Origin of the sequence: Leifsonia sp. NPDC056824, assembly GCF_042789575.1 — a bacterium.
GTDB lineage: Bacteria > Actinomycetota > Actinomycetes > Actinomycetales > Microbacteriaceae > Leifsonia.
In genome coordinates, this window is the sequence record NZ_JBHUAV010000001.1 from 1,744,116 (window position 1) to 1,764,283 (window position 20,168).

Consider the following 20,168-nt stretch of genomic DNA (forward strand, 5'->3'; position numbering starts at 1 on the left):
GACCGCAGCGCTCTCGACAGAAGGAGTCAGTGATGACGATCGCAATGGACCGCCCCGGAGCCGAGCTGACGCCGGCGGACGCGCTCGCGCCTGCTGCGGCCACACCCGAGACCGTGTCGTGGAGCACTCCGGCCCGCTGGCTCTGGGTGGCCGGGACGCCGACCCAGTACGTGGGAATGGTGGATCGCAATCTCGACGGGTATGTCGCCACCGGCTTCGACGGTCACGATCTGGGGGTGTTCGCGGCGCGTTCCGACGCGCAGGCGGCCGTCTGCCGGCACTGGTCCGCGGCAGGTGACGAGGGCTGAAGCCCGTGACACGGCGCGAAGCCGGCGGGGATTATAGAACGTCGATTGCGATTGGGCAACGGTCACGGGTTTTGCCGTCGATACGACACACTGGAGCGAACGACGACACGAGCTGGGAGGTCCGAGGTGCGCAGTGACGACCGTCGCGCCCAGCTGGAGCGCGACCTCCCCGGCGCCGCGAGCCGCGGCGAGATCATCGCCCTGTTCCAGCCGCAGTTCTCGCTGGAGACCGGCGAGGTCGTCGGCGCGGAGGCGCTGAGCCGGTGGATCCACTCACGGTTCGGTCTTATTTCTCCTGGCGAGTTCATCCCGATGGCCGAGCGCCTGGGGCTGGTCGGCGCGATCGGGGATGTCATGCTGCGGCTCGGCTGCCACGCCGCCCGCGATTGGCGGGACCAGGGCCACCCGATCGAGGTCGCCGTCAACGTCTCGATCCTCCAGTTGCGGACGACCGCGATCGTCGACACGATCGCCGGGCTGCTCGACGAGTTCTCCCTCAGCCCCCGGCTGCTGACGCTGGAAGTGACCGAGACCACCCCACTGACCGACGTCCCGGAGGCGATCGACACCGTCCACCGGCTGAGCGAGCTCGGCGTGAACATCTCCGTCGACGATTTCGGAGCCGCCTACGCGTCGCGCGAGCAGGTCATCGCGCTGCAGGCGACCGAGTTGAAGGTCGACCAGTCCCTCGTGCAGGAGACCCAGGGCCCGCACGCCGAGGACCTGGCGCGGGCGGTCGAGTTCGGTAAATCACAGGGGATGCGTCTGGTCGCGGAGGGCATCGAGACCGAGGCCCAGTTGGCACGGGTCCGCGCCCTGCACTGCGATCGCGGCCAGGGGTATCTGCTGTCGCGCCCGACGACCAAAGCGGATGTGGACAGCCTCCTGGTCGGCGCCGGAGGCCCCCTGCTCAAATGATTAACGTGTGGCAACTTGACGATTGCCTCACGAACAGTCACTCTCAACACATGCACTTCGACCGGTCACGCATTTGAGAGCCGATGTGCGCGACGAGGTCGCGCGCATGCAGCCCTTCCCCCGAGCCCTCGTGGACCGATCCCACACCATCGTGGACGCCAACATGGCGCTGGAGGTCTGGGCCAGCCGCCAGTCCGACAAGCTGGTCGGGACGCCGCTCGCCAACGTGCTCGGCGTCGATCCCGACGAGCTGGCAGCGGCGCTGGCGACCGGTAACCCCGGCGGCATCCGGCTCGCGTCCAGCGCCCACGGGTACCAGGAGACGCGGAGCTCGGTGGTGATCCGCGCGGTGCGCATCTCCGGCGGCCACACGATCGTCGCCTTCGACCCGGAGCTGGCCGCGGTCGGCGAACGCACGGTGGCGCTCGGACGACGCGAGAGCGACCGGCTCCAGCTGCTCCTCGCCGCGTCCGTGGCGTTCGCGAAGACGCGGACCGAGGAGGAGCTCGGTGAGCTGCTGTCGGAGACCGCCCGCCGGGCGTTCAACGCGACGGCCTGCAGTGTTCACACCGGCGAGCCGGGCAATTACGAGCTCGTCGCGGGGGAGGCCCTCCTGGAGGCGGAGTGGCCGGAGGACGCCAGGGATGAGAGCGTGCAGCTCGGGAGTGTGGTGACGATCCAATCGCCCGCCGAAGCCGACGTCGTGGCGCCGGGCCTCGGATTGAGCGGCGTCTTCGAACGGTCGGGCGTCTCCGCGATCATCGGCGTGCCGATCATCGAGGACGACATCCTCTACGGCGCGTTCGCCTGCTACTTCGACCAGCCCCGCGCGTTCGACGACCAGGCCGTCCCGCTGGCCGAGGCGTTGGCCCAGCTCGCCGGGCAGGTCCTGGTGCGGCTCCGCCTGGAGGCGCGGCTTCGGCGTGCGGCGATGCTCGACGAGGTCACCGGCCTGCCGAACCGACGCCTGTTCGACGAGAACCTGCAGCAGACCGAGCGCGCCCACGCGGATCAGGTCGCGGTGCTCTTCGTCGACCTCGACGGCTTCAAGGCCATCAACGACACCCTGGGGCACGCCGCGGGCGACACCGTGCTCAAGGAGGTCGCGGAGCGGCTGAGCCGGGTCTTCCGCCAGGAGGACATGATCGCGCGCTACGGCGGGGACGAGTTCATCGCCGCCCTGCACGTCGCCGACACGACGGACGCGCTCGAGCTCGCCGACCGGGCGCGAGTGGCCATCGCCGAAGACTTCGCCGGCATCCCGCCGGAGCTGAGCATCACCGCGAGCGTGGGCATCGCCATCACGGACGACGTAGCGGGCCAGTCGATCGATCACCTCATCCGGCTCGCCGACCAGGCCATGTACGCGGCCAAGCGCGGCGGCGGCGACCAGGCCGTCGTCTACGGAGCCGAGCGGTAGCGGGTCACTCAATACCAGGGACCGGCGTCCCCGTCTACCGGGGGGCGGAGAATTTCCGAATGTCGGAGAATGTCCAATGTGAGTGCACCCGACACCCCGGTCCCCCTCCTGCTCGAACGGTACCGGCCGCAGCGGTTGCTCGCGCGCGGGGGAACCTCGATGGTCTTCCGTGCCCGGGATGAGAACCTGGGCCGCGACGTCGCCGTCAAGCTGTTCACGTCGGGTAGCCAGGGCGATGTCGCGCGCTTCCGGGCCGAGGTGGGCGTGCTCGCCGGCCTCCGCCATCACGGTGTCGTGTCGATCCTCGACGCCGGGGTCGACGACTCGTCGCCGAAGGACCCGCGTCCCTTCCTGGTCATCGAGCTGGTCGAAGGCGACACGCTCCGCGCAGTGCTGAACGGGGGCACGCTGACGACGCGCCAGATCGGTGAGATCGCCTTCGAGGTCGCCGAGACGCTCGAATACGTCCACGCGCGGGGCGTCATCCATCGCGACGTGACGCCGACGAACATCATGATCGTCGACTACGGGACCCGGTTGTCGCGGCCGCGGGCACGGCTGACGGACTTCGGCATCGCTATCCACGCGACCCTTCCCCAGGAGTTCGCGGAGGGCACGTTCGGGACGGCCGCCTATCTGAGCCCCGAGCAGGTGCGCAGCGAGAGCCTGACCCCGGCGTCCGACATCTATTCGCTCGGCCTCGTCCTCCTGGAGTGCTTCACGGGGACCGTCGCGTTCCCGGGGACGCCTGTGGGATCCGCGCTCTCCCGGCTGGAGCGCGACCCGGAGACGCCCGACACGGTCCCCGAGCGCTGGCGCGCGCTCATCCGGTCGATGACGCACGCCGACGCGTCGCTGCGGCCGTCCGCCGCGGACGTCGCGACCGCCGCGCGCGGGGCCCTGCGCGCCGACAGGGAACACGACCCTGCCGCGAGCACCGGATCGACGGACCAGGCGGCATATGATCAACAGGCCGGCGTGACCCGCACCGGCGGCAGCCCTCGGAAGGAGAGCACCGGTTGGGCACTCTGATTTACGGCACCGGCGCGAAGATCGACATCGACGACCGCCTGCTGGCCCACCTCCAGCTCGTCATCACGTCGAAGCTGCGCCGCAACGAGCAGTTCCTCTTCGAGTGGGACCACGACGAGGCTTACTCGCGCGGCCGCACCGCGATCTGGATCAACCCGGCCGTCCCCGTCCACTTCCAGTACGTGGGCAGCCGCCGGCCGGCGCTCAACCGGGCGTGGACGGAAGCGCTGATGGACGCCGCCAACAGCGTCGGCGGTCTGCGCGTCGTTCCAGAGCCTCCGGCGCACTGATGGGGACGCTCTTCTACGGCGACGCGGCGTCGTCGGTCGAGTTCGACGACCGCCTGCTCGCGCACCTGCAGCTCGCGATCGTCACGAAGCTGCGGCGCAGCGAGAGCTTCGTCTTCTCGTGGGACGTCGCGGCCGCGGCCGGGAGCGGCTCCAACTCGGTCTGGATCTCCCCGACCGTGGGCCTGCGCTTCACCTATCCCTCGCACACGCGCGAGCCGATCAACCGGGCGTGGGTCGAGGCGCTGGTCCGCACGGCCAACAGCGTCTCCGGACTCCGCATCGTCGACGAACCTGGAGCGGGCGTAGAGTCGCCGGCGCAGGCCCAGAGCAAGACCGACCGAATGGATGAAGAGTGATCGTCAACAGACTGACCGTCGATGGCAAGGACTACTTCCTGCCCGGATCGGTGACGGAGCTGCGCGAGAAGATCAAGAACGCGATCCAGGCGGGCGGCGACTACGTGAACATCCCGCCGCTGCGCTCCGGCCCCGGCATCGACATCCTGTTCTCGCCGGGCATGCCGGTGGTCTGGAGCCAGATCGACGTCGGAGGCGACCCGATCGCGGACGCCGAGGGCGCGCAGGTCTCGGAGTCGAGCATCGACGACGACACGTTCGACGGGCTGTGAGCTCGGCCGGGGCTCACGAGTAGACCGGGCTCAGCTGCCGGCCGATTCGTCTTATGCGTGCGTGCTCATGACAATAAAGCGCGCCCCTGCGGAGGTGACCTTCAGTTGTCAGCTTCGCCCGTGAACTCCGAAACGGTGTCGCCGAAGGCGGCTTGACTCTCATCCTCCGTCAGCTTCTCACCCAAAGAGAATTCCCCTTGCCGGACCATCCCGAGAACAGGTGCTGGCACGTTGAGCCTGCTCGCGGAACTGTAAATCGACGCCCGAATAAACGGATACGCGGCCATAAACGCAACTCGTTCTGCAAACTCGCGGATCACGGCTTCATCGACCGTGATTTCCTGATCCGCGCTATATACAGCCTCAACATCGGCCACAAACTCCGCCCGCTCGTCGCTGAACACCGACCGAAAACGGAAACGAACTTCTGGGCCTTCCTCTCGCATGCCGAGCGAGTTCGCAGTGATCGGGAACTTCAACTCATCCCGCTGAGAATCGGTCCAATAGATTCGCCGCCCACGCTCTTCGTGCAGGACTATGTCTGTGAGATTGACAGCGGCGACCAAAGCGTGGACGTCCTCGATGCGGAGAGCAACGGGTTCAGTCCTCTTCTTACGCGGCAAGGGCGAAATCCGCTTTCTGCGACGCAGGCGCTGAATAGCTCAGTGTTTGTTCGAAGCGATACGTTCGCGCAGACCAGTCTGCTACGTGGTCATACTGGCCGTTGTCGACTTCAACTTGGTGGGTGACAATCGCCCCGACCGCGTGAGCATACCTCCGAATCGTTGACAGTTTCGGATCCGCGTCTTGCCGTTCGAAGTCAGCGATCGTCGGCTGGGAGACGCCGAGCTTGTCCGCGACGTCCTTCTGCGTCATTCCGCGAGCCTTTCGGACTCCCACAAGCCCAATCAGCAGACGGTAGTCCGCCTTGGCGAGCTCCTTAGCTCGTCGCTGAGAGGGTGACATGCGGTCGGAGAACAGCAGTTCGCTTAGCTTCGACATAGACTCAAGTCTATATCGTGTTTTGCTGTGGTCAATACCATCATGCGCCCCAGTTGCGCGACTCGCCCCCCTTGTACCGCATGATTGCGTGACTGATCTGCTGGTTTTGTAGATCATCGGTGAGCGCCTGGCTGGTCGGAGAGATGTGCTTGATGTGGAGGTGGAGGTTGATCAGATCCTCCGGCAACGTCGGAGGTTCACCGTGATACTGGCGGACCAGAGTCCCCAATTCGTCCCATCGAAGCTCATAAAGATCGGGGTCCCGGCGGATCGGTTTCAGTGAATCTTCGTCGAACTCATCAAGGTCACCAGCAGCAGCTAACTCGCGAAGTGATTTGATTCGACCGATTACGAGTTCCTGGTCGACCTCATTCAGGCCACCGAGCCAATGGAAGAACGAAACCACCTCGTCGTTGTCGTCGTCGACGAAGTCCACCCACCTAAGAGGATCTTCGCGCGGGAAGGTGCATCTGGAGCGCCTTGCCTGGGGCAATCATTCCTCCTTCGGGATACCGACCGTTTTCCAGCTTACGGCCCAGTTCTGACATTGGAAGCGTGGCCCACGGATCGAGCCTCGCCGTAACTGCAGTCCTTAAACTCGAATCGGCGGCTGATGATCAGCCGCCGATTTCGTCGCCCGCGGGTTCTCAGGCCGACCCCGGGTGCGTGCCGAGCACGTAGGTCTGGATGGCGATCACGGCGGCGCCGCGGCACCATTCCAGGTTGTCGCCGGAGGTCGTGATCAGGTCGAGCGTCTTGGCGCGCGGGTCGCGGTCGGCGGCGATGCCCTGGTCTATGGCCTCGCGGGCGATCTCGACCAGGCGGACCCCCTCCCCGCCGAGCACGATCCGCTCGGGCATGGTGAGGTTGGCCACGGCTGCCAGGAGGCGGCCGAGGCCGCGGCCGGCGTCGTCGACGACCCGGCGTGCGGCGGGCTCGCCGGCGGCGGCCAGGGTCAGGGCCTCGTCGTAGCTCACGTCGCGCCCGAGCGCGGTGCCGACCTCCTGCACGATGGCGGCCTGGGTGAGGACGCTGCGGGCGCAGCCGCGGTGGCCTGCAGGGCAGAGCGGGCCGAACGGGTCGAGCGGCCAGTGGCCGATGAGCCCGATGCCCGCGTCGTCGTCGGCCACGATCCCGTCGTGGATGACGAGGCCGTAGCCGACACCCGCGCCGAGGGTGATCACCGCGAAGCGGTCCAGGCCGCGGCCGTAGCCGAACCAGTGCTCAGCCTCGGTGAAGGCGACGACGTCGTTCTCGATCACGGTGGAGATGCCGGTGCGCTGCTCGATCATCTCGACCAGGGGCACGTCCTCCCACTCCAGGAACGCGGCGCTCGCGACGCGCGAGTTGTCGGCGATCCGGCCGCCGAGGCCGACGCCGAGGGCGGTCACCGGGGGCATGTCGCGGGAGAGGCGCGCGGCCAGCTCGCCGATCGCGTCCGCGACCGTCTCGGGGTCGCGGGAGCCGAACTCCACCATGTCCGTGGCGATGACGTTCGCGCGCAGGTCGGTGGCGACGCCCTGCACCCGGTCGGCCATCAGCTTCATCCCGAGGAAGTGGCGCGAAGTCGACACGACGTCCAGCGGGCGGGAGGGGCGGCCCGTCCGTCCCTCGGCCAGCTCGCCGGTCTCCACGAGCAGCCCCGTCTCGATCAGCGGCGCGCTCAAGCGGGTGAGGGAGCCGGGGGAGAGGTCCAGTCGCCGGGCGATCTCGCTCCGGGAGAGCGGGCCGTTGAGGAGGACCTCGAGCGCGACGGACCGGGAGGCGCCCGCCTCGGGCGCCCATGTCGGTGCGGTGACGGTCACTGGTCCTCCTCGTGTGCGATTCCCTCACTCTGGCATACCGAGATTGTTTCGTCAATCAACGAACTCGGCCCAGAATTGCCGATTCAAAAGGTTGTTGACAGGGAGTTGTTTTTGTCATAGAAATAACTCCACACCGTGGGGCCCGCACCGAGCGCCCCCTTCCGACAGGAGAACTGCAATGAAGCGTTCCACCGCACTGGCCGCGACGGCGGCGCTCGCGGCATCCATCGCACTGGTCGCCAGTGGATGCTCCGCCACCTCGGCCGGCTCCTCCGACGGCTCGTCCAGCCACCCGGTCACCCTGACGTTCTGGGGCTCCTACGGCAACGGCGGCAACTCGGCCCAGCAGGACGCGCTGAACAAGACCCTCATCCCCGCCTTCGAGAAGGCCAACCCGGGCATCACGGTCAACTACGTCGACATCCCCTACGACAGCCTGCACCAGAAGCTGACCACCAGCGCCGCGGGCGGCACCCTCCCCGACCTCGTCCGCTCCGACATCGGCTGGGTGCCGCAGCTCGCCCAGCTCGGCGTCCTCACCCCGCTGTCCACGTCGATGTCCGACTTCGGCGCGCTCTCCAAGGCGGTCTACCCGGGGACGCTGACGACGAACAAGTACAAGGGCAAGTACTACGGCCTTCCGCTGGACACCAACACCCGGGTGCTCATCACCTCGCAGAAGGCGCTCGACGCCGCGGGCATGAGCACGCCTCCGAAGACTTTCGACGACCTCAAGCAGATGGCGGCCAAGCTCAAGGGCACCGGCGTCTCCGTCTTCGCCGACGGCGGCCTCGGCGGGTGGAATCTCTTCCCGTGGATCTGGTCGAACGGCGGCGAGATCACCAACGGGAGCCTGACCAAGGCGAGCGGGTACCTCGACGGCTCCAAGTCCGTCGCCGCGGTGCAGATGCTGGTCGACCTCTACAAGGAGGGCCAGATCCCGAACCTGATCACGGGCAACCAGGGCGCGACCTCCACGTCCGACGGCCTGCCGACCGGCAAGTACGCGACCATCCTCGACGGGCCGTGGATGAAGGCGATCTGGGCCGGGCAGTACAAGGACTTCCAGCCGATCTACGCGCCGATGCCCAAGGGGGACGGCGCCTCCACGAGCGTCGTGGGCGGCGAGGACATCGTGCTCACGGCCACCTCGAAGAACCAGGCGGCGGCGGAGAAGTTCATCCGCTTCACCCAGTCCGAGAAGTTCCAGATCGAGATGGCCAAGACCGGGCAGATGACGGTGGTCCCGGCGTTCGCCTCCAAGCAGGCCGCGATCGACCCGTACTTCACGACCTTCGCCGACCAGCTCAAGACGGCGAAGTCGCGGCTCGCCATCCCGCAGGGCGACAAGGTCGACGGCATCCTGAACGCGGCGCTGGTCCCGGCCTTCACCGGCACCACCAGCGTCAAGGACGCGCTCGCCACGGCTGCCCAGCAGATCGACCCGCTGCTGACCGGAAAGTGAACCGGTGAGCACCACGACAGAACGGACCGCGCGCGCGGTGGGGGTCGCCCCCACCGCGCCGCGGCGCTCGTCAGCGGCACAGCGCCCGCAGCAGGGACGGCGGAGGTCCGGCCGGCTCAGCGGGGGAGCGACCCCGTACCTCTTCATCGCTCCCGGCTTCATCCTCTTCGCGGTGCTGATCCTGCTGCCGATCTTCCAGGCCGTGCAGATGAGCTTCTTCGACTGGAAGATCATCCCCGGCGCGGTCAGCCAGTTCCTCGGCCTGGACAACTACGCGCGCGCGTTCCAGGACCCGCACTTCTGGCTGAGCCTCACCAACAGCGGCATCTACATGCTCTTCACCGTGCCGCCGCAGATCGTGCTCGGGCTGTTCATCGCCGTCCTCCTGAAGCGGAGGAGCCCGACGCAGCCGGTGTTCCGCGTGCTGTTCTATTTGCCGGTCGTCACGAGCTGGGTGGTCGTCTCCCTGCTGTTCAAGTTCCTCTTCGCGGACGGCGGCCTCGTCAACTTCACGCTGCACGACTTCCTGCACCTGATGAACTCCGACGTGTCCTGGCTCTCCGGCCGCTGGACCGCGCTCGTCGCGATCTGCGCACTCGGCGTCTGGAAGGGCGTCGGCTGGGCGATGATGATCTTCCTCGCCGCGCTGCAGGGGGTGCCGCAGGCGCTGGAGGAGGCGGCGACGATGGACGGCGCCGGCCGCTGGCAGCGCTTCCGCGTCGTCACCCTCCCGGCGATCTGGCCCTCTGTGGTCTTCGTCACGGTGATGCTCGTGATCGGCGGCTTCAACGTCTTCACCTCGGTGCTGCTCATGACCGGGGGCGGGCCGGGCGGCCAGACCGACGTCGTCCTCACCTACATGTACGACCAGGCGTTCGCGAACCTCGACTTCGGCTACGGCTCGGCGCTCGCCGTGATCCTCGCCGTGATCGTCTTCGTGCTCGCCGTCATTCAGCTGCGCGTCTTCCGCGACCGCGGAGAGGAGCTCTCATGACCGCCGTCTCGAACGGCCGGCGCATCGGTCGGCGCATCGCCCGGCCCCGGTTTCGGACGCGGCGGAGGCTGGGCGCCGGCGTACGGATCGCCGTCCTCGTCGTCGGCGCGGCCATCATGGTGACGCCGTTCCTCTATATGCTGTCCACCAGCTTCAAGGGCCAGGCATACGTGCTGACCGTGCCGCCGCAGTTCATCCCGAACCCGGCGACGACCGAGAACTACACGCAGGCGCTGACCACGCAGGACTTCGGGCTGTACTTCCTCAACTCGACGGTCGTCGCGGTCGTCTCCACCGCGCTGTCGGTGCTGATCAGCTCGATGATGGCGTACGGGTTCGCGCGGTACCGGTTCGCCGGGCGCGAGACGATGTTCCGCATCCTGCTGATCGGGCTGGTCGTGCCGGCGATGATGCTGATCATCCCGCAGTTCGTCATCGCCAAGTACCTCGGGCTGATCGACTCGCTCGGCGGCCTGATCGTTTTCTACGTGGCGGGCTCGCTCGCGCTCAACACCTTTCTGCTGCGCGGCTTCTTCGCGTCCATCCCCGCCGAGCTCGACCAGGCGATGCAGGTTGACGGGGCGAACGCGTGGACCCGCTACTGGCGCCTGGCCCTGCCGCTGGCCAAGCCGGCGCTCGCGACGGCGACGATCTTCACGTTCCTGTCCTGCTGGGACGAGTTCGCGTGGGCGCTGACGATCATCAACAGCCCGCAGAACCGTACCGTCCCGATCGCGATCCGGCTGTTCCAAGGCGAGAACGCCACGCAGTGGGGCCTGGTCTTCGCGGCGTCGGTGATCGCCGTGGTGCCCGTGATCGTGGTGTTCCTGGTCTTCCAGCGGTACTTCGTGCAGGGCCTGACCTCCGGGGCGGTGAAGGGATGAGCGAGCTGCTGCCCGAGCGCGCCTGGTTCGGCGCGGGCGACGAGGTCCGGGTCGAGGTGCGCGGCGTGACCGGCGCCGGGGAGCTCACGCTCTGGCGTCTCGGTGAGAAGCAGGGTGTGTGGGCGACGGACGGCCCCGGGTTCGTCTCGCTCGGAACTCCGGTGCCCGGAGGCTACGGCGTCGAGTGGACGGACGGGACCGTCCTCCTCCGCACGGCCGTCCAGGTCGCCGGAGCCGACACGACGCGCCTGCGATACGGCTTCACCGTCGACTACACGCCCGACCGCGACCGGCAGGGACTGGTCGACACCGTGCGCCGCCTCCACCTCACCGATGTGCAGTTCTACGACTGGGCCTACCGCCACGCCGACCTTCTGGGCGGCGGGGAGGACTACGAGGATGCGCTGGGCCAGCCGGTGTCGCTGGCGACGGTGCGGCGACTGGCCGACGGCGTCCGCGCGGCCGGAGCGCGCGCGCTCGGGTACGCGGCCGTGTACGCGGTCGGTCCGCGTGAGTGGGACGGCTGGAAGCAGTGGGCCCTCCTCGACGCGGCCGGGGAGCCGTATGCGCTGGGCGACTTCCTCTTCATCGTGGACCCAGCCGCCGTGCCGTGGCTGTCGCACTTCCGCGACGAGCTCGCCGCCGCCGCCCGGACGGTCGGCTTCGACGGGTTCCACCTCGACCAGTACGGCTACCCGAAGCACGCGCGACGCGCCGACGGCCGCGCGGTGGAGGTCGCGCGGTCATTCGACACGCTGATCAACGGGGTGCGGGACGCCCTCCCGGACGCCCACCTGGTCTTCAACAACGTCAACGACTTCCCGACCTGGACGACCGCGGCGAGCCCGCAGGACGCCGTCTACATCGAGGTCTGGGACCCGCACCTGACGCTCGGCTCGCTCGCGTCCGTCGTCATCAGGGCCCGCGCGGCCGGCGGGGACAAGCCCATCGCCATCGCGGCGTATCAGCACGTCTACGACTCGGCGCCTGCCGTCGCGGCCGACCGGGCCACCGCCTTCACGATGGCGACGCTGTTCTCGCACGGGGCCACCCAGCTCCTCGCGGGGGAGGCCGACCGCATCCTGGTGGACCCGTACTATGTGCGCAACCACGTCGTCGAGGACTCCACGGCCGACCTCCTGCGGCGCTGGTACGACTTCATGGTCGAGCACGACGAGCTGCTGTTCGATCCCGCGATCGTGGACGTCACCGGTTCGTACGCGGGGAGGTACAACGACGACCTCGACGTCACCTACGCCGAGGCCGAGGTCACCGGCGAGCCCGTGGCCGGAGCGGTCTGGCGCCGGGTGGTGCAGACGAAGCGCGGCCTGGTCGTCCACCTCATCAACCTGGCCGGTCAGCCGGACGCGCTCTGGGACGCGCCCAAGGACGCCGTCGGGGACGTCGGGCCGGGGACGCTGCGCCTGCGTGCGATCGCCGGCGCCACACCGCGCGTCCGCGTGGCGGACCCCGACGGGTCGCCGCGGCTGACCGACCTCCCCGTCCACGCGGACGGGACGCACGCGACGGTCGTCCTGCCGCCTCCCGGCGCCTGGCAGGTCGTGCTCGTTGAACTCGAACCGGATGGAGCACCATGACCGACCTGACCCTGAACCCCGCCGGCCACGCCGGTGCGCCGGCGGCCGACGACCAGTGGTGGCGTTCCGCCGTCGTCTACCAGGTCTACCCGCGCAGCTTCGCGGACAGCGACGGCGACGGCGTCGGCGACCTCCGCGGGATCATCCAGCACCTCGACCACCTGCAGCTGCTCGGGGTCGACGTCATCTGGTTGTCGCCCGTCTACGCCTCCCCGCAGGACGACAACGGCTATGACATCAGCGACTACCAGCGGATCGACCCGGCCTACGGGACCCTGGAGGACTTCGACGAGCTGCTCGCGGACATCCACATGCGCGGCATGAAGCTGGTGATGGACCTGGTGGTCAACCACACGTCGGACGAGCACCCGTGGTTCGTGGAGTCCGCGTCGTCCGTCGACAGCCCGAAGCGCGACTGGTACTGGTGGCGGAAGCCGAAGGCCGGTTTCGCCGCCGGTGCCCCAGGCGCAGAGCCGAACAACTGGGGGTCCTTCTTCTCCGGCCCTGCCTGGCAGTTCGACGAGGCGTCGGGGGAGTACTACCTCCACCTCTTCTCGCGCAAGCAGCCCGACCTCAACTGGGAGAACCCGGAGGTCCGCGAGGCCGTCTACGACATGATGAACTGGTGGCTGGACCGCGGAGTCGACGGCTTCCGGATGGACGTCATCAACCTGATCTCGAAGGTGCCGGGACTCCCCGACGGCGAGGTGCCGGCCGGGGCGATCCACGGCGACGGGTTCCCGTACTACGCGCAGGGGCCGCGCATCCACGAGTTCCTCCAGGAGATGAACGAGCGGGTGTTCGCGAGCCGCACCGGCGACTTCCTCACCGTCGGCGAGATGCCCGGGGTGACGGTCGAGCACGCCCGGCTGTTCACCGACCCGGCGCGGCGCGAGGTCGACATGGTGTTCCAGTTCGAGCACGTCGGGCTGGACCACGGGCCCGGAGGCAAGTTCGACCCGGGCGCTGCCACCCCGCGGGACCTGAAGGCGTCGCTCGGCCGCTGGCAGGAGGGCCTCGCGGAGACCGGCTGGAACAGCCTGTACTGGAACAACCACGACCAGCCGCGCGTCGTCAGCCGGTTCGGCGACGACGCCGGCGCATGGCGGGAGTCGGCGACGGCGCTCGCCACGGTGCTGCACCTGATGCGCGGCACGCCGTACATCTACCAGGGCGAGGAGCTCGGCATGACGAACATGCCGTTCGCCGACATCGCCGAGTTCCGCGACATCGAGTCGCTCAACCACTACGCGGTGGCGGTCGCGGTGCAGGGCCAGGCGCCGGAGACCGTGCTCGCCGCGCTGCGCGTGATGAGCCGCGACAACGCACGCACGCCCGTCCAGTGGTCGGACGGGCCGGCGGCCGGGTTCACCTCCGGGACGCCGTGGATCGCGGTCAACCCGAACGCCGCACGGATCAACGCTGAGGCCCAGCGCGATGATCCCCGGTCGGTCTTCGCTCACTACCGCGCGCTCATCGCACTGCGCCACAGCGAGCGGGTCGTCTCGCACGGCAGCTTCGAGCTCGTGCTGGCGGAGCATCCCACCGTGTTCGCCTACACGCGCACGCTCGGCGACCGGCAGCTGCTCGTGATCGCGAACCTGTCCGGCGAGCGGGCAGAGTACGACCTCCCGGACGCCGTGGACTGGCGCGACGCGGAGCCGGTGCTCGGCAACCTCGAGGGGCGGTTGCCGCGGGTGGACGGGTGGTGCGAGCCGTGGGAGGCGCAGGTGTTCGTGCGGAAGGTCGTTGACTGACTAGTGCCCACCATCCACCTGACCGAGGGTGTCCGTGGCGAGCGCCGTGCGCACCCGGGCGACCGCGGCCGGGTCCTCGAGCACGATCGACTGCCCGTCCGCGGAGGTCCCGGTGCCGGCGGTCGGGAGCGTGAAGGTGTGGATGCTCCCGGCTCCCGAGAGACGCAGGCTCGCCGTGAGCGACAGCATGCTCGGGAGGTCGAACTGCGCGTCCACGCTGACCGCGGAGCCGGCCGCCTTGGCGAACGCCAGCATGGCGCCCGGGTTGGTCAGCACCGAGCGCTGGATGAGGGTCGTGGCGAAGCCGCGCAGGAGCGCCTGCTGGTCCGTGACCCGCTGGTAGTCGGCCGTGGGGAACGCGTACCGCTCCCGAGCGAACGCGAGCGCCTGGTCCCCGTTGAGATGGTTGATCCCCTGGACGAAGTGGTAGTGCGGCGCCTTCACGGTGGTGAAGGCGAGCGGGCTGTCGACGTCCACGCCGCCGATGGCGTTCGTGATGTCCTTCAGCCCGGCGAAGTCGAGGATCACGACGTGGTCGATCCGCACGCCGAGGAGCTGCTCCACCGTCTCCACGGTCAGCGGCGTGCCGCCCCAGGCCAGGGCCGCGTTGATCTTGGCGGTGCCGTTGCCGGGGATGGGCACCCAGAGGTCCCGCATGATCGACATGACGTAGACGTCGCGCCGGTCCGCGTCGATGTGCACGAGCATCATCGTGTCGGAGCGCTGATCGGAGAGCGCAGTGGGACCGACCGCGGTGGGTGCGCCGCGGGAGTCGGAGCCGAGCAGCAGGATGTTCATCGCGCCGGGCGCGGCGGGCGGCGTGGTGGCGGCGGGCGTCGGCACGGCGGTCGGGAGCGCGTTGGGGAGGCGCGTCACATGGGAGTCGAAGGTGTTGGCGACGCTGCCGGCGTAGAGCGCTGCCGCGCTGAACGCCGCGCCGATCGCCACCAGGACGACCATCGCGAGCACGATCAGGAGGCGGCCCCACCGCCCGATGTGACCGCGCGGGTGGATGTGTACGGTGTGGATGGCCATCCGGCTCGCCCCCCTCGTGCCGGGGGTCGGGTCCGGCACCAGAGATTAAATGAGAGTTACTCATCTCTGTTAATGGGGACAGTATAAGCAGTCTGTCCTCATTTACGAGGACACAATCTGAGACTGTGCTCAGATCGTTGCGGAGCCGCCGTCGCGCAGCGCCCGCACCATGCTCTGCAGGCTCGCGAACGCGGTGGACTGCTCGGCCGGCGTCATCCCGGCCAGCATCCTGACCTCCACCGAACGCACCGCCGCGCTCGCTGTCGCCAGGCTGCGCCGGCCGCGCGCCGTGAGCCGCGCGGGCAGAATCTTGCCGATCGGCGCCTCGGCGGGGCGGGTGACGAAGCCGTCGCGCTCCAGCGCCTGGAGGAGCACGTTCATCGTCTGCCGGGTCACGAAGGCGCCGCGGGCGAGCTCGGAGTTCGACAGGCCGGGGCGCTGGGCCAGGAGTTCGAGGCAGGAGTAGTGGGTGACCGTCATCCCGAGCGGGCGGAGGACGTCCTCCATCGCCGCGCGGAGGGCGCTGGAGGCCTCCTTGAGCAGGTAGCCGAGGGATGTCTCGAGGTGGATTCCGTCGTCGGGGCCGCTCATGTCAGTAGTCTGACATAGGCTCCCGTTGTGTCAGAAAACTGACACACGAGAGGAGTTCCACATGTCCGCCATCGGCCCCGATTTCATCTCCCTCCAGGTGCGCGACCTCGACGCCTCGCAGGCGTTCTACGAGCGGTACCTCGGCCTCGTTCGCTCACCCGCCGGCCCTCCGCACGCCGTCGTCTTCGCGACCGAGCCGATCGCGTTCGCCCTCCGCGACCTCGTCCCCGGCACCGACCTCGACTCGGTCGCAAGGCCCGGTCTCGGCGTCGCGCTCTGGCTCCGCGCCACGGACGTCCAGGCCATCCACGACGCGCTGGCCGCCGATGGGCGGACCATCGTCTCCGCCCCGATCGACGGCCCGTTCGGCCGGACCTTCACCTTCGCCGACCCGGACGGGTACCACATCACCCTCCACGACCGGGCCTGAGGACCCGGGCCTTCGAAACCCGCGCTTGACTTCAAGCGCTTGAGGTCTGTTCTGATGGGGACATGACCAGTTTGAGCATCCAGGACGTGTCCCGGCAGAGCGGACTCAGCGAGCCCACCCTGCGGTACTACGAGGAGGTCGGCCTCCTCGGCCCGATCGCCCGTGATGTCAGCAGCGGTCACCGGCGCTACAGCGAGGGCGACCTCGACACGGCGCAGGTGCTCGCCTGCCTGCGGGCGATGGGCGTCGGGATCGAGGACATGCGAACGTATCAGGCGAACCGCCTCCGCGGGCACGATGCCGCGGGCGAGCAGCGCGACATCCTGCTGCGGCACGCGGTGCGCGTTCAGGAGCAGATCGTTACGCTGCGCACCCACCTCGACTACCTGCGGACGAAGGCCGCGCTGTGGGACGCCCGCGCGCGTGCGGACGTCGCGGGCGAGGCCGAGGCGCAGCTCGAACTGGAGGCCATCCTTCCCCGACTCGAGGAGACATTCCGATGAACACCACCCCCACCACTCTGGTCACCGGAGGCAATGGCTACCTCGCCACGCGCCTCATTGCCGACCTCCTCGCCTCCGGGACCGACGTGCGCGCGACCGTCCGATCCCTCGACCGAAGAGATGAGGTCCGCGCGGCCGTTCGACGCGCAGGCGCCGACGACAGCGGGCTCACCTTCGCGGCCGCCTCGCTCACCGACGACGACGGCTGGGAGGCCGCACTCGCCGGGATCGAGGACGTCTACCACGTCGCCTCGCCGATGATCCAGACGGCGGACCCGGCGGAGGTGGTCGTCCCGGCACGCGACGGGTCGCTGCGCGTGCTTCGCGCCGCCCGCTCCGCCGGCGCGAGGCGCGTGGTGCTCACCTCGTCGTTCGCGGCGGTCGGCTACTCGCCGAAGCCGGTCCGCGACTACGACGAGTCCGACTGGACCGACCCCGAGACGCCCGGCCTACCCGCGTACCCGTTGTCCAAGGCGGTCGCCGAGCGCGCCGCGTGGGACTTCATCGAGCGGGAGGGCGGCGACACCGAGCTGGTCGTGGTCAACCCGACTTGGATCGCCGGCCCGACGCTGACGGCCGCGGCGCGATCCTCCCTCCAGCTCTTCGTGGGGATGCTCAGCGGCGCGATGACGGCGGTCCCGCGCCAGAGCTTCGGCATCGCGGACGTGCGCGACGTGTCGACCGCCCACATCGCGGCGATGACGACGGCCTCCGCCGCGGGGAAGCGTTACCTGGTGCTCGCGGACGGGCCGACGATGACGTTCCTCGACGTGGCGAACGTCCTGCGCGCCGAGCTCGGCGACCGGGCGCGCCTGGTGCCGACGGAGGAGCTGCCGGGCGACGAGCCCGCGCCGCTCGTCATCCACAACGAGCGGGCGAAGGCCGAGCTCGGGCTGCGGCCGCGGCCGGCAGTGGAGACCATCGTGGCGACGGCGGAGAGTCTGGGGGAGTTGGGGATGCTGGCGGCCACGCGCGGCTAGGCGCGTCCCGGTCGTCTGACAGACACACGAACGCCCCGCCCGAACCTGAGTCCGGGCGGGGCGTTCTTCGTCATCCTCAGGCCAGCGCCTGGCTGACCTGCAGCGTCCCGCCGCGCGCGACGAACGGGTGGGAGGCGAGGATGGCCGCCGCGGCGTCCGCGTCGACGGCCTCGATGATCGAGTAGCCGGCGATGTCGGCGACGGGCGCCGGCTCACCGGACGCGACCTGGCCGGCCAGGTTCAGGGGCGCACCCGGGTCGACGACCGTGGGGCCCTGCTCGGTGAGCCAGGCCATGAACGCGCTGCGGGCCTGCTCCATCTCGGCAGGGTCCGGGTGGCCGGAGCCGTGGTAGGTGACCAGGAATTTCGTCATCGTGCGCCTTCCGTGCGTTTTGTGGCGGGCCGTCCGGCCGCGCCGACATACATGGTCGCCCGCGACCATCGGGGTCGCAACGGCTGCGGAGGAGGTTGAACGGGTTCGCAGGTGGCGTCGCTAACGGAGGACATCCGCGGCGACACGCCGGCGGGAAGCGGCCTGCGGAGGAGGTGGGCGGGCGTGTCGGGGCGGATCTCCTCCGTTAGCTGCGGGAGGGGGGTCAGCGGAGGGCGGGCGCGGACGGATACGACACGTACGCGAACCGCCGCGAGTCCGGCGACCAGCTGTTGACGTTGATGGTGCCCTGACCGCCGGGCAGCGGGATGCGCTCCAGCGGCGCCTGCCAGTCCGCCGTGTCGACCACGACGAGAGTGACGTCGAGGTCCGCGGGGTGGCCCTCGGTGCCGGGAGGGAACTCTATGTAGACGGCGCGGGTCCCGTCGGGCGACAGGTGCGGGAACCAGTCGACGGTGTCGCTCACCACCAGCCGCTCCAGCCCGCCGCCGGTCTCGCGGATGCGGGCGAGCTGCGCGTGGCCGGGGCGGGCGGCCCAGTGCTCGCTGTTGAGGTAGATCCACTCGCCGTCGGGCGACCACTCGGGTCCGTCGATGTGGCCCGCGCCGGTGTCCAGCACCGTGGTCTCGCCTCCGGTGGCGGGCATCACCGCCAGCCGTCCCGGCTCGTCGAACGTCGTGATGCGGACGTAGGCGAGGCGCTCGCCGTCCGGGGACACCCCGTGCAGGAAGTGCCAGACGCCCTCGTCGGAGGTGACCCGCTCGGCCGCACCACCCGAGAGAGGCACCCGGTAGATGTGCCGGTCCATCGCCGAGACGTAGATCGCCTCGCCGGAGGGGTCGAGGACATGGTCGTTGTTGAGTGCAGGGAGCCCCGGATGGACGATCTCCTGCGGCCGCGCGCCGGCCTCGGGCGCGAGCGACCAGAGCACGCCGTTGCCGTTCAGCAGCAGGCGCGTGCCGTCGAGCGACCAGTTGGGCGCCTCGTAGAGCACGTCGTCGCTCTCGTGGATGACGACGTCCTCCCCGGTGCGGGTGTCGTGGAGGTGGACCCGCGCGGTCTGGCCCGGCTCGAGGGTGCGGTAGGTCATGGTGGGCTCCTGCGGGGGTTCTGGTCGCGTGTTCACTGCGCCCCGCCGCTCGCCCGCAGGGCGGCGAAGCCGTCCCGCACCGCGGCGACGAGGTGGCGGACGGCGGGGGAGGGGCGGCTGGCGTCCTCCGCGGGCGTCGCGACGAGGATCGAGCGGACGAACGACGGGTCGTGGATCGGGAGCAGGACGATGCCGGGGTGCGCGGCGGCCGTCGCCAGGCCGGGGATGATCCCGACCACCATCCGGGCGGCGGTCATGCCGAGGAGGACCTGGAAGTCGTCGGTCCGGATCGCCACGTCCAGGACGTGCCCCTCGGCCGCGAACGCGTCCGCCACGACGCGGTCCATCGCGTCCTCCGCGGAGGTGGCGAAGACCCAGCGCTCGCCGCGGAGCGAGAGCACGGCGGCGAGGTCGACCGACGGGCGCGACGCGAGCGGGTGGCCGACGGGCAGCGCCAGCATCAGAGGGTCGCGGTACACCTCCATCGTCACCACGTTCGGGCGGAACGGCAGCTCGTACCCGGGCACCGTGTAGACGAGCGCGGCGTCGAGCGCGCCGCGGTTGATCCGGTCGACGAGCGTGGGGACCTCCTCGAAGGTGGCATCGATCTCGATCCCGAGGTCGCCGACGCTGTTCGCGACGAACGGGAGGATGCTCGCCGCCGCCGTCGCGAAGGTCCCGAACCGCAGTCGCACCCGTCCCAGCTCGCTGAACTCGCGCGCGTCCGCAATGGCCCGCTCGCTGAGCGTCAGGATCTCTTGTGCGCGTTCGAGGAGGAGCATGCCGACCGGGGTCAGCCTGCTCCCGCGCGGCGAACGAACGAGCACGGGCGTGCCGACCAGGCGTTCGAGGTTCTTGAGGTGGTAGTCGACGGTCGGCTGGCCCCAGCCCAGGCGGCGGGCGGCGGCCGTGACGGAGCCCTCGGCGTGCACTGCCCTGAGCGCCTCGAACTGTCGCAGATCCGCCATCGGAAGCCCTGTCGTGAGGTGAATGAGTCACATACAGTCTATGTGGGTAGGGCGAACTTCGGGGGATTCCGACCGCGGG

The 20,168-nt window shown here is 69.3% G+C and carries 24 protein-coding genes; 15 read left to right on the forward strand and 9 right to left on the reverse strand.

Translation table 11 applies throughout. The features are described from left to right. The first annotated feature begins 32 nt into the window (after positions 1–32). From ACFRFH_RS08815 to ACFRFH_RS08845, 7 genes are all read left to right on the forward strand, one after another. Positions 33–308 (forward strand): hypothetical protein, encoded by a 276-nt coding sequence (locus ACFRFH_RS08815; protein WP_382462598.1) that lies wholly within the window; start codon positions 33–35, stop codon positions 306–308. A 126-nt stretch (positions 309–434) separates the two neighbouring features. Further along, positions 435–1,226: an EAL domain-containing protein gene (locus tag ACFRFH_RS08820; RefSeq protein WP_382462599.1), complete on the forward strand. Its 792-nt coding sequence runs from the start codon at positions 435–437 to the stop codon at positions 1,224–1,226. A 106-nt stretch (positions 1,227–1,332) separates the two neighbouring features. Then, positions 1,333–2,646 carry a diguanylate cyclase gene (locus ACFRFH_RS08825; RefSeq protein ID WP_382462600.1) on the forward strand — a complete coding sequence of 438 codons (1,314 nt, stop codon included), beginning with the start codon at positions 1,333–1,335 and terminating at the stop codon, positions 2,644–2,646. Positions 2,647–2,724: 78 nt separating this feature from the next. Continuing rightward, positions 2,725–3,678 carry a serine/threonine-protein kinase gene (locus ACFRFH_RS08830; protein ID WP_382462601.1) on the forward strand — a complete coding sequence of 318 codons (954 nt, stop codon included), beginning with the start codon at positions 2,725–2,727 and terminating at the stop codon, positions 3,676–3,678. Continuing rightward, positions 3,666–3,968 carry an ATP-dependent DNA ligase gene (locus ACFRFH_RS08835; protein ID WP_382462602.1) on the forward strand — a complete coding sequence of 101 codons (303 nt, stop codon included), beginning with the start codon at positions 3,666–3,668 and terminating at the stop codon, positions 3,966–3,968. The genes ACFRFH_RS08830 and ACFRFH_RS08835 overlap by 13 nt, the downstream gene beginning before the upstream one ends. After that, complete coding sequence (locus ACFRFH_RS08840) at positions 3,968–4,324, forward strand: hypothetical protein (protein WP_382462603.1); 357 nt, start codon at positions 3,968–3,970, stop codon at positions 4,322–4,324. The genes ACFRFH_RS08835 and ACFRFH_RS08840 overlap by 1 nt, the downstream gene beginning before the upstream one ends. Then, positions 4,321–4,596, forward strand: coding sequence for a hypothetical protein (locus tag ACFRFH_RS08845; protein WP_382462604.1), 276 nt, complete (start codon positions 4,321–4,323; stop codon positions 4,594–4,596). The genes ACFRFH_RS08840 and ACFRFH_RS08845 overlap by 4 nt, the downstream gene beginning before the upstream one ends. 101 nt (positions 4,597–4,697) lie before the next feature. Here ACFRFH_RS08845 and ACFRFH_RS08850 read toward each other — a convergent pair whose 3' ends face one another. From ACFRFH_RS08850 to ACFRFH_RS08865, 4 genes are all read right to left on the reverse strand, one after another. Beyond that, entirely contained in the window at positions 4,698–5,219 is a 522-nt protein-coding gene (locus tag ACFRFH_RS08850; protein WP_382462605.1) for a hypothetical protein, read from the reverse strand. Next, on the reverse strand, positions 5,209–5,715 hold the full coding sequence (locus ACFRFH_RS08855; protein ID WP_382462606.1) for a helix-turn-helix domain-containing protein: 507 nt from the start codon (positions 5,713–5,715) through the stop codon (positions 5,209–5,211). Before ACFRFH_RS08855 ends, ACFRFH_RS08850 begins: the two co-directional genes overlap by 11 nt. After that, complete coding sequence (locus ACFRFH_RS08860) at positions 5,639–6,034, reverse strand: hypothetical protein (RefSeq protein WP_382462607.1); 396 nt, start codon at positions 6,032–6,034, stop codon at positions 5,639–5,641. The genes ACFRFH_RS08855 and ACFRFH_RS08860 overlap by 77 nt, the downstream gene beginning before the upstream one ends. A 211-nt stretch (positions 6,035–6,245) precedes the next feature. Beyond that, positions 6,246–7,403 (reverse strand): ROK family protein, encoded by a 1,158-nt coding sequence (locus ACFRFH_RS08865; RefSeq protein ID WP_382462608.1) that lies wholly within the window; start codon positions 7,401–7,403, stop codon positions 6,246–6,248. Positions 7,404–7,581: 178 nt separating this feature from the next. On the opposite strand from ACFRFH_RS08865, the gene ACFRFH_RS08870 reads away from it, so the two are divergent. From ACFRFH_RS08870 to ACFRFH_RS08890, 5 genes are read left to right on the forward strand one after another with little or no spacing between them, the layout of a single operon-like run. Beyond that, positions 7,582–8,868, forward strand: a complete 1,287-nt coding sequence (locus ACFRFH_RS08870; protein ID WP_382462609.1) for an extracellular solute-binding protein — start codon at positions 7,582–7,584, stop codon at positions 8,866–8,868. A 4-nt stretch (positions 8,869–8,872) separates the two neighbouring features. Next, complete coding sequence (locus tag ACFRFH_RS08875) at positions 8,873–9,862, forward strand: carbohydrate ABC transporter permease (protein WP_382462610.1); 990 nt, start codon at positions 8,873–8,875, stop codon at positions 9,860–9,862. Continuing rightward, positions 9,859–10,746 carry a carbohydrate ABC transporter permease gene (locus tag ACFRFH_RS08880; protein WP_382462611.1) on the forward strand — a complete coding sequence of 296 codons (888 nt, stop codon included), beginning with the start codon at positions 9,859–9,861 and terminating at the stop codon, positions 10,744–10,746. The genes ACFRFH_RS08875 and ACFRFH_RS08880 overlap by 4 nt, the downstream gene beginning before the upstream one ends. Continuing rightward, positions 10,743–12,344 carry a glycoside hydrolase family 66 protein gene (locus ACFRFH_RS08885; RefSeq protein ID WP_382462612.1) on the forward strand — a complete coding sequence of 534 codons (1,602 nt, stop codon included), beginning with the start codon at positions 10,743–10,745 and terminating at the stop codon, positions 12,342–12,344. The genes ACFRFH_RS08880 and ACFRFH_RS08885 overlap by 4 nt, the downstream gene beginning before the upstream one ends. Beyond that, positions 12,341–14,101, forward strand: a complete 1,761-nt coding sequence (locus ACFRFH_RS08890) for an alpha-glucosidase (RefSeq protein WP_382462613.1) — start codon at positions 12,341–12,343, stop codon at positions 14,099–14,101. The genes ACFRFH_RS08885 and ACFRFH_RS08890 overlap by 4 nt, the downstream gene beginning before the upstream one ends. On the opposite strand, the gene ACFRFH_RS08895 is transcribed toward ACFRFH_RS08890, so the two are convergent. Together ACFRFH_RS08895 and ACFRFH_RS08900 are read right to left on the reverse strand one after the other, a co-directional pair. Then, positions 14,102–15,136: an LCP family protein gene (locus tag ACFRFH_RS08895; RefSeq protein ID WP_382462614.1), complete on the reverse strand. Its 1,035-nt coding sequence runs from the start codon at positions 15,134–15,136 to the stop codon at positions 14,102–14,104. A 129-nt stretch (positions 15,137–15,265) separates the two neighbouring features. Then, entirely contained in the window at positions 15,266–15,727 is a 462-nt protein-coding gene (locus tag ACFRFH_RS08900; RefSeq protein ID WP_382462615.1) for a MarR family winged helix-turn-helix transcriptional regulator, read from the reverse strand. A gap of 61 nt (positions 15,728–15,788) precedes the next feature. Here ACFRFH_RS08900 and ACFRFH_RS08905 point away from each other — a divergent pair, with 61 nt between their 5' ends. From ACFRFH_RS08905 to ACFRFH_RS08915, 3 genes are all read left to right on the forward strand, one after another. Continuing rightward, positions 15,789–16,157, forward strand: a complete 369-nt coding sequence (locus tag ACFRFH_RS08905) for a VOC family protein (RefSeq protein WP_382462616.1) — start codon at positions 15,789–15,791, stop codon at positions 16,155–16,157. A 62-nt stretch (positions 16,158–16,219) separates the two neighbouring features. Next, positions 16,220–16,660 (forward strand): MerR family transcriptional regulator, encoded by a 441-nt coding sequence (locus tag ACFRFH_RS08910; protein ID WP_382462617.1) that lies wholly within the window; start codon positions 16,220–16,222, stop codon positions 16,658–16,660. Beyond that, complete coding sequence (locus tag ACFRFH_RS08915) at positions 16,657–17,640, forward strand: NAD-dependent epimerase/dehydratase family protein (RefSeq protein WP_382462618.1); 984 nt, start codon at positions 16,657–16,659, stop codon at positions 17,638–17,640. The genes ACFRFH_RS08910 and ACFRFH_RS08915 overlap by 4 nt, the downstream gene beginning before the upstream one ends. A gap of 76 nt (positions 17,641–17,716) precedes the next feature. Here the strand turns inward: ACFRFH_RS08915 and ACFRFH_RS08920 are convergent, their stop codons facing one another. The 3 genes from ACFRFH_RS08920 to ACFRFH_RS08930 all read right to left on the reverse strand — a co-directional run bounded on the left by ACFRFH_RS08920 (position 17,717) and on the right by ACFRFH_RS08930 (position 20,089). After that, complete coding sequence (locus ACFRFH_RS08920; RefSeq protein ID WP_382462619.1) at positions 17,717–18,013, reverse strand: hypothetical protein; 297 nt, start codon at positions 18,011–18,013, stop codon at positions 17,717–17,719. Between the two features lie 223 nt (positions 18,014–18,236). After that, complete coding sequence (locus tag ACFRFH_RS08925) at positions 18,237–19,121, reverse strand: TolB family protein (RefSeq protein WP_382462620.1); 885 nt, start codon at positions 19,119–19,121, stop codon at positions 18,237–18,239. 32 nt (positions 19,122–19,153) lie between these two features. Next, positions 19,154–20,089, reverse strand: coding sequence for a LysR family transcriptional regulator (locus ACFRFH_RS08930; protein WP_382462621.1), 936 nt, complete (start codon positions 20,087–20,089; stop codon positions 19,154–19,156). Positions 20,090–20,168 lie beyond the last annotated feature (79 nt).

What these genes read in the sequence shown, in the direction of transcription:
- ACFRFH_RS08885 (WP_382462612.1), top strand. Translation starts at nt 10,743, where the DNA reads ATGAGCGAGCTGCTGCCCGAGCGCGCCTGGTTCGGCGCGGGCGACGAG.
- ACFRFH_RS08895 (WP_382462614.1), bottom strand. Translation starts at nt 15,136, where the DNA reads ATGGCCATCCACACCGTACACATCCACCCGCGCGGTCACATCGGGCGG.
- ACFRFH_RS08915 (WP_382462618.1), top strand. Translation starts at nt 16,657, where the DNA reads ATGAACACCACCCCCACCACTCTGGTCACCGGAGGCAATGGCTACCTC.
- ACFRFH_RS08815 (WP_382462598.1), top strand. Translation starts at nt 33, where the DNA reads ATGACGATCGCAATGGACCGCCCCGGAGCCGAGCTGACGCCGGCGGAC.
- ACFRFH_RS08905 (WP_382462616.1), top strand. Translation starts at nt 15,789, where the DNA reads ATGTCCGCCATCGGCCCCGATTTCATCTCCCTCCAGGTGCGCGACCTC.
- ACFRFH_RS08910 (WP_382462617.1), top strand. Translation starts at nt 16,220, where the DNA reads ATGACCAGTTTGAGCATCCAGGACGTGTCCCGGCAGAGCGGACTCAGC.
- ACFRFH_RS08880 (WP_382462611.1), top strand. Translation starts at nt 9,859, where the DNA reads ATGACCGCCGTCTCGAACGGCCGGCGCATCGGTCGGCGCATCGCCCGG.
- ACFRFH_RS08825 (WP_382462600.1), top strand. Translation starts at nt 1,333, where the DNA reads ATGCAGCCCTTCCCCCGAGCCCTCGTGGACCGATCCCACACCATCGTG.
- ACFRFH_RS08925 (WP_382462620.1), bottom strand. Translation starts at nt 19,121, where the DNA reads ATGACCTACCGCACCCTCGAGCCGGGCCAGACCGCGCGGGTCCACCTC.
- ACFRFH_RS08890 (WP_382462613.1), top strand. Translation starts at nt 12,341, where the DNA reads ATGACCGACCTGACCCTGAACCCCGCCGGCCACGCCGGTGCGCCGGCG.
- ACFRFH_RS08900 (WP_382462615.1), bottom strand. Translation starts at nt 15,727, where the DNA reads ATGAGCGGCCCCGACGACGGAATCCACCTCGAGACATCCCTCGGCTAC.
- ACFRFH_RS08930 (WP_382462621.1), bottom strand. Translation starts at nt 20,089, where the DNA reads ATGGCGGATCTGCGACAGTTCGAGGCGCTCAGGGCAGTGCACGCCGAG.
- ACFRFH_RS08855 (WP_382462606.1), bottom strand. Translation starts at nt 5,715, where the DNA reads ATGATCTACAAAACCAGCAGATCAGTCACGCAATCATGCGGTACAAGG.
- ACFRFH_RS08920 (WP_382462619.1), bottom strand. Translation starts at nt 18,013, where the DNA reads ATGACGAAATTCCTGGTCACCTACCACGGCTCCGGCCACCCGGACCCT.
- ACFRFH_RS08840 (WP_382462603.1), top strand. Translation starts at nt 3,968, where the DNA reads ATGGGGACGCTCTTCTACGGCGACGCGGCGTCGTCGGTCGAGTTCGAC.
- ACFRFH_RS08870 (WP_382462609.1), top strand. Translation starts at nt 7,582, where the DNA reads ATGAAGCGTTCCACCGCACTGGCCGCGACGGCGGCGCTCGCGGCATCC.